This window comes from Moorena sp. SIO3I6 (assembly GCF_010672095.1).
The window spans coordinates 1-1,671 of the sequence record NZ_JAAHHU010001108.1; the positions used below are offsets into that span (position 1 = coordinate 1).

Here is a 1,671-nt window from a genome sequence, read left to right on the forward strand (position 1 = left end):
TTAAAGGTAAGACATCTCAGTATAATCTAAAAAACTCAACACCAACTATAGTAATAATACTGTAGTAATAATACTGATCATAAATGTATTATCAATTAACGTAGTAATTGCTTAAGTAAGAGGACTTATAAACTAGGATTCAAGGAATCAAGAATCGAGCTATAGCAAAGGGAACAGGGAACAGGGAACAGGGAACAGGGAGTAGGGAGTAGGGAATAGGGAATAAAACTTATCACAATTTGTACACGGATTGCTAGACTGAAATAAGTAATGATTTACCTCTTAACTATTCAAAATATAACACCATCAAATAACCGATCGAATCTTCATAGTTTTAACCTGAAATTAAGTAATTAATAGTTCAAACGACTCTTAGTAGTTAGTACTTAATTATTGTCTCGACTATCAGTTTAGATCTAACTCAGCTAAAATTTATCAAATTCAAGGCAAACTAACTAAAACTTTAACTATATAAAGCTTGGATAAAAAAAAATCTGATGATATAAAATTCGATAGTTTATCCCTTTATCTACAATGGATATCATCTATAGCATTTACAAGGGAACAGGGAAAGAAAGGAGGGTGTGGGAGATATGGGAGGTATGGGAGGTGTATAGAAATAGGAAAAAGTGCCCTTGTGGATGCTACCACAAGGACCAAGATAGCGTTATGGAAATTCCTAAACTATGGTGCTTTAAACAGGAATCAATTCTATAGACCGAGAAGGTAAGAACCAGCAGCAGCGCCTAACCAACCTGCCACCTTAAGGATGATCGGCTTGGCATTTTCCCAGATGTTTTTACCCGCATCAACCGTCTTACTCGCTGTTTCGAGAGTTTCTGCTACACTCTCTAGGTTGGCGAGTGCTGTTTCCTTCTTCGGTTCTTCTTTTTCCGTCGCTTTTTTGGCAGCACCAAGATACATGGTTGCCTCTTCTTTGGTATCTTTTGGTAGTTCTGCTTCTTGAAGCAGGTTATCGAGTTTTGCTAACAACTCAATAACCTGCTCTTTGGTTAGCTGTTCTTCGCTTGATGCAGCACCTTGACCTTGGATTATTTGAGTGTTATTGTCACCTTGCTGATTGTTGTCACCTTGTTGGTTGTGGATATCACCACCGACAGAACCACTTACAGAAAATCCACCGGGATTGTTAGTCATAGTACCTACCTCTTTAACATTTGTGTGTGTATAAAAACTCGGACGCTGTAGCGCTATTGCTACCTGTCTAATTAAAAGATTAATTAAATTATCTTTTTCTTGAATCAAACGTAGCAAAGCATTTTGAGATAAAGATTTAAGTTCTTGTTTCGGTTGAAGGTTTTGCTTTTGCTTCCAGGTGCTACTCAGAGATTGCTCCCTCAACTTTAACTGCTCACTCCATGGAAGCGATAGGATAGTTTGCTTGATAGTTCTAAAGAATTCGACAATGGCTTCTTATCTTTGATAGGTTGAACTTCCAGAATACTCAAAACTTCTGGGAATTGAATAGGGAATAGTGTGATCTCTGAGAAACTGTTCAAAGCTAGCAAAAGCAATGAGATGTTGTTCGTAGGAAAGACTCTTCCTTTTTTCTAAAAAGCGATCGCATAACTCAATTACTGCACTATACACTTTGTCTGGTAAATTTTGGACAAAGTACCTTCTAAATTCTTCGTCTGTCATCCCTTATCT

Annotated in this window: 2 protein-coding genes; both read right to left on the reverse strand. The window is 37.2% G+C overall.

All coding sequences use genetic code 11. The annotated features are described in order from the left end of the window. Positions 1-711 precede the first annotated feature (711 nt). Positions 712-1,362, reverse strand: a complete 651-nt coding sequence (locus F6K49_RS46655; RefSeq protein WP_293109278.1) for a hypothetical protein — start codon at positions 1,360-1,362, stop codon at positions 712-714. A 72-nt stretch (positions 1,363-1,434) separates the two neighbouring features. Beyond that, positions 1,435-1,662, reverse strand: coding sequence for a hypothetical protein (locus tag F6K49_RS46660; protein ID WP_293109280.1), 228 nt, complete (start codon positions 1,660-1,662; stop codon positions 1,435-1,437). Between the last annotated feature and the right edge of the window lie 9 nt (positions 1,663-1,671).